The sequence below is a fragment of the Haemophilus sp. HMSC061E01 genome, assembly GCF_001810345.1.
Classification (GTDB): Bacteria; Pseudomonadota; Gammaproteobacteria; order Enterobacterales; family Pasteurellaceae; genus Haemophilus_D.
In genome coordinates this window covers 1-4,967 of record NZ_KV800995.1, presented here as the reverse complement: position 1 = coordinate 4,967, position 4,967 = coordinate 1, and the positions used below count along the sequence as shown (strand labels likewise).

The 4,967-nt window shown below is 35.7% G+C and carries 6 protein-coding genes; 3 read left to right on the top strand and 3 right to left on the bottom strand.

The features are described 5' to 3' along the window. The first annotated feature begins 195 nt into the window (after positions 1 to 195). Together HMPREF2732_RS00155 and crcB are read left to right on the top strand one after the other, a co-directional pair. Positions 196 to 1,014 (top strand): Cof-type HAD-IIB family hydrolase, encoded by an 819-nt coding sequence (locus HMPREF2732_RS00155; RefSeq protein WP_070589848.1) that lies wholly within the window; start codon positions 196 to 198, stop codon positions 1,012 to 1,014. After that, positions 1,015 to 1,410: a fluoride efflux transporter CrcB gene (crcB, locus tag HMPREF2732_RS09625; RefSeq protein WP_083304324.1), complete on the top strand. Its 396-nt coding sequence runs from the start codon at positions 1,015 to 1,017 to the stop codon at positions 1,408 to 1,410. Here crcB and recX read toward each other — a convergent pair. The 3 genes from recX to HMPREF2732_RS00135 all read right to left on the bottom strand — a co-directional run bounded on the left by recX (position 1,385) and on the right by HMPREF2732_RS00135 (position 3,940). Continuing rightward, positions 1,385 to 1,837 carry a recombination regulator RecX gene (gene recX / locus HMPREF2732_RS00145; RefSeq protein ID WP_070589842.1) on the bottom strand — a complete coding sequence of 151 codons (453 nt, stop codon included), beginning with the start codon at positions 1,835 to 1,837 and terminating at the stop codon, positions 1,385 to 1,387. The genes crcB and recX overlap by 26 nt on opposite strands. Positions 1,838 to 1,905: 68 nt before the next feature. Continuing rightward, positions 1,906 to 2,961, bottom strand: a complete 1,056-nt coding sequence (gene recA / locus HMPREF2732_RS00140; protein WP_070589839.1) for a recombinase RecA — start codon at positions 2,959 to 2,961, stop codon at positions 1,906 to 1,908. Positions 2,962 to 3,097: 136 nt separating this feature from the next. Next, positions 3,098 to 3,940, bottom strand: coding sequence for a patatin-like phospholipase family protein (locus tag HMPREF2732_RS00135; protein ID WP_070589836.1), 843 nt, complete (start codon positions 3,938 to 3,940; stop codon positions 3,098 to 3,100). Positions 3,941 to 4,168: 228 nt separating this feature from the next. On the opposite strand from HMPREF2732_RS00135, the gene HMPREF2732_RS00130 reads away from it, so the two are divergent. Next, the gene (locus tag HMPREF2732_RS00130) at positions 4,169 to 4,837 is read left to right on the top strand and encodes a TfoX/Sxy family DNA transformation protein (protein WP_083304323.1); all 669 of its coding nucleotides are present in this window, start codon (positions 4,169 to 4,171) and stop codon (positions 4,835 to 4,837) included. Positions 4,838 to 4,967: the final 130 nt, after the last annotated feature.

The following is a 4,967-nucleotide window of genomic DNA, read 5'->3' as shown; positions in this document are numbered from 1 at the left end:
CAGTAGGTGCTGGCGTTGTTGCGAAAATCATCAAGTAATTGATGTATTAACTGTAATAAGTTAGATTAAGAAGGCGTATCGAAAGATGCGCCTTTTTGTTTTTTATCAATGAATGTCGTTTTTATGATAGAAAGTGCGGTCAAAAATCGTGTTGTTTTGGTATGATACAGACTCATTTTTTATACAGGTGGTTTTATGCAACAACTTCCATTTAAAGCCGTTGTTTCTGATCTTGACGGTACATTACTCAATGCTAATCATGTAATTGGTGATTTTACAATTGAGATATTAAATAAATTAGAACAAAAAGGTGTAGATATTATTTTAGCAACGGGTCGTAATCATACAGATGTTGCTTCTATTTTAGATAAGATTGGTACGGAGCATGCTGTAATGATAACCTCTAATGGTGCGAGAGTACGCGACCTAAAAGGTAATCGTATTTATAGCAATAGTCTTCCAGAAGAAATCGTGCTTGAGTTGTATAAAATCCCTTTTGATCGTACCAAGATTTGTATCAATACTTATCAAGATGATGGTTGGTTTATCAATATAGATGTGCCTGAATTAGCAAAATATCACAAGGATTCAGGTTTCATGTATGAGGTGGTTGATTTCACAAAACACCATGGAAGAGGAACTGAAAAAGTATTTTTTATTGCTCGTGATCCGAAAGATCTTGTGGAGCTGGAAGATTATCTTAGAGCGCATTTTGGCGATAAAACGACAATTGTTTATTCCGCTGTGACTTGCTTAGAGGTCATGAACAAAAATGTATCTAAAGGTGATGCACTAGCTCATCTATTAGAAAATAGAAATTATGGATTAAAAGATTGTATTGCTTTTGGTGATGGTCAGAATGATGTTGAAATGCTTTCTTTGGCTGGTAGAGGTTATGTAATGGCAAATGCTGATCCTCGTCTAAAAGAAGCTTGCCCTGAATTGGAAGAGATTGGGTTCAATAAAGATGAAGCTGTAGCTAAGCATTTGGCGGAGCTTTTTGGTATCAAATAAATGTTTCAGTCGCTTATTCTTGTTAGCACAGGCGCAGCCATCGGAGCATCCTTACGATGGGGATTGGGTCTTTGGTTGAATTCACTATTTAGCACACTTGCATTTGGTACACTTGTGGCGAACTTTATTGGCTGTTTTTTGATGGGGATTTTATTAGCAGCCTTTTGGACCTTCCCGCAATTTAGCCCTGAATGGCGATTATTCTTAGTAACAGGATTTCTCGGTGCTCTTACCACCTTTTCTTCTTTTTCAGGTGAAGTAATAGAACTCTTTTTTAAAGAAGAGTGGGGAAATGGATTGTTTGTTTTAGTGAGTCATTTAGTTGGTTGCTTAATTTTTACAGTATTAGGGATTTATTTCTTTAGACTCATCAGCCTTCTATTCCATTTCCGATAAAATCGCTAAATTCTTCAGAATAAAATCCATGAGAGAGCATATACTGCCAAATTTTTTGTTTGCTTTTGATTGGTTGAGGTTCTGCATAATTAGGAAACTTTTTACGTAGAACCTTTTCTGCGATTTCAGCCCAATTAATTTCACTTTCTCCAAGAACTTCATTTATTACGTCTGAAGATAGACCTTTTAGTTGACGTAATTCTTGTTTAATACGATTAGCACCATACCCACGTTGTGAACGTGCGTGTAAGTAATTTTCAGCAAATCGTTTATCATTTTGCCAGTTTTTTCTCTGGCAGTAAGCAATCGTTTCATCGATCTCATCTTCTGTAAATGCTTTTTCCTGCATTTTATTGCGCAGTTCAAATTCGCTATATTCACGTCGGGCAAGTAAATTAACAACATAGCTTAAAGCAAGAGAAGACATATAAATTCCTTGTGGTCAAATATGGTTGAAATGAAAAGTGCGGTCAATTTTGACCGCACTTTTAGTGATTAGAAGTCGCTTTCTGCGTCATCGTTAGATTGCTCAATGTCGGCCATTAATGCCTGTTCTGGATTGGCTACTAATTCAGCACGAAGCTTCGCTTCAAGTTCATTAGATTTAGCAGGGTTTTCGTTTAACCATTTCATCGCGTTAGCTTTACCTTGACCAATCTTTTCACCGTTGTATGCATACCATGCACCAGATTTCTCAACAAGTTTGTGTTTAACACCAAGCTCAATTAATTCGCCAGCTTTCGAAATCCCTTCTCCGTAAAGAATTTGGAAATCCACTTGGCGGAAAGGTGCGGCTAATTTGTTTTTAACTACTTTAACACGAGTTTCATTACCAATGACTTCATCTCCATCTTTAACTGAACCAGTACGACGGATATCTAAACGCACAGAAGAGTAGAATTTTAGTGCGTTACCACCAGTTGTGGTTTCTGGGTTACCAAACATGACACCAATTTTCATACGAATTTGGTTAATGAAGATAACAAGACAGTTTGCATTTTTGATTTGACCCGTTAATTTACGTAGCGCTTGAGACATTAAACGCGCTTGTAAACCCATGTGTGAATCACCCATTTCACCTTCAATTTCGGCTTTCGGAGTGAGTGCTGCAACCGAGTCTACAATGACTACATCTACAGCACCAGAACGTACTAATGCATCACAAATTTCAAGTGCTTGTTCACCATTGTCAGGTTGGGAAACTAAAAGTTCTTTTACGTCAACGCCAAGTTTTGCCGCATAAATAGGATCAAGAGCATGCTCCGCATCGATAAATGCGCAAGTTTTACCGACTTTTTGTGCTTGAGCAATAACCGATAAAGTTAAGGTTGTTTTACCAGAAGATTCAGGTCCAAAAATTTCAACAATACGCCCCATTGGTAAACCACCAATACCAAGCGCGACATCAAGACCTAAAGAACCCGTTGAAACAGATTCAACGTCAAGGGCTTGAGTATCACCCAATTTCATAATTGAGCCTTTACCGAATTGCTTTTCAATTTGACCAAGTGCTGCTGCGAGCGCTTTTTGCTTTTCTTCTTGAGTTGCCATATAAAACCTTCTTGAATAGAGTTATCTAAATTTGGCTAGATTATATCTGTATTGATGTACAGTATCAAGAGAAAGTTTTTTCCTTGATGAAAAAATGTGAAATAGATTCCAAATTTGAGAAATAGTTTATTTAAAATCAACTTCTCAAGTATTTTTTTAGATCTTGAATTTGTGCTGAGAGAATTTTTTTACCCAGTTCATATACAGTTCTTATTTTGGTTTCATCTCGTTCTAATCGACCTATATTGAGTAATACATTTGGGCGAATCACAAAGATTTTATTTTGTTTTTCTAAGCGAATGATTTCTTCTACTTGTTCATTATAAGTGCGGTAGCGATTTTCTAAGGTTTTAACTAAGTGTGGATATTTGCGATAAAAAAGCTTGAATAAAAAAGAAGAAGATTTTGTTTTACGGTAGTCGATCGGTTGAGTTAAAACAACGATGATTTTATCACAACCGAGCTCTTGTGCTTTTTCAAATGGAATACTATCGGCAATTCCGCCATCTAGGTACTTTTGTCCATTAATTTCTACAAACTTTGAGACAAAAGGCATGGCCGAAGTTGCTCTGAAGTATTCCATCTCTTTGAAAACATCTTTGATTTTGAAATACTCTGCTTTACCATTCTCAATGTTTGTGGCGGCTAAATAGAAATCAATGTGAGATTTCTCGAATTCATTTTGATCAAAAGGGTCGAGATTAAAGGGGAGATCATAGAAAGCGAAATCTTTATTGATAATATTGCCCGTTGTAAAAAGACTATGAAATCCCATGTAACGTTTATCTTTAAGATATTTTAGGTTATATCTCAACGCTCTTTCTTTTTGATTGGATGCATAATTTATGCCAAATAATGCGCCCGCAGAAACGCCAATAATCTTATCTATCTGAATATGTTGTTCCATGAGGGCATCAAGAACGCCTGCTGTAAACATTCCTCTCATGCCGCCGCCTTCAAGAACGAGTCCTACTGTCATTTTTACTCCTGGAATTTGAAAAAGTTTTAGTGGAATAAATATTAAACTATAAACTTATTTATATTTATCTTGTTGTTTATCAATAAATAAATTTTACATTTGCGATCTCTCTCACAAATTTGATTTTTTATATTCGTCATACTTAATTGGTTATGATATAACTACTTTGAGAAGTACTTGTTGGTTTAGTCGTATGTGATTAACCCTTTGATAAGGAGGAGTTTTAAAATGAAAACTCTCATAATCCCAAATGATCATATCAGTAAAGTATGTAATTTGTTAAATCAACTCATTGGAGATGTGACAAGTAAAAATCTATTTACGGGATATGGCCTGTTTCATAAAGAGAAAGATATGTTTGCTGTTTGGACAAACAATAAGATTTACTTGCGTGCAAAACATGAGCTTTCGATAAAACTAAAAGGATTAGGATGTAAACCTTTTGCAACAAATGAGCTTAATAAACGCTTTGTGCTATCTGATTATTATGCTTTAACTGAAAGTATTTTAAAAGATAATGCTTTAATGAGAAACTTGCTTATTCTTTCTATTAGCCAAATAAGGAAGGAGAAACTTGATTCTGCCCTCTCTAAGATTGGACGGATTCGTGATTTACCGAATTTATCGGTTAAATATGAACGAGCATTAAAGAAAGTCGGCATTGATAGTGTCGATATTTTACGACAAATAGGCGCTGAAAATGCGATTGTTCGTTTGAAGAAAGCGGACATTGGTGCAACTGAAGCTTTCTATTGGCGGCTTCGAGGCGCTTTAGAGAATCGTAATTGTGAGTTTTATACTGAAAAAGAGAAGGAAAGAGGTCTTAGTAAACTTAATGAAATACTTTCTGCAAATGGGTTTAGACGTTGTAAGCGGACCTTAAAAAAGGCTGAATAGCATTCATATAAAGGAGTTAACGTTTAAAAAATCATCTATCGAAGAAATTTCTTAAAAAAGTGCTTGCGTGGATTTCAAAAATCCCTATAATGCACACCACACAACGACGCGCTGTTGTGACTCTTAAGAA

Bases quoted from the DNA above. Each gene is read 5' to 3' on its own strand.
- HMPREF2732_RS00155 (WP_070589848.1), top strand. From the start codon at position 196: ATGCAACAACTTCCATTTAAAGCCGTTGTTTCTGATCTTGACGGTACA.
- crcB (WP_083304324.1), top strand. From the start codon at position 1,015: ATGTTTCAGTCGCTTATTCTTGTTAGCACAGGCGCAGCCATCGGAGCA.
- recX (WP_070589842.1), bottom strand. From the start codon at position 1,837: ATGTCTTCTCTTGCTTTAAGCTATGTTGTTAATTTACTTGCCCGACGT.
- recA (WP_070589839.1), bottom strand. From the start codon at position 2,961: ATGGCAACTCAAGAAGAAAAGCAAAAAGCGCTCGCAGCAGCACTTGGT.
- HMPREF2732_RS00135 (WP_070589836.1), bottom strand. From the start codon at position 3,940: ATGACAGTAGGACTCGTTCTTGAAGGCGGCGGCATGAGAGGAATGTTT.
- HMPREF2732_RS00130 (WP_083304323.1), top strand. From the start codon at position 4,169: ATGAAAACTCTCATAATCCCAAATGATCATATCAGTAAAGTATGTAAT.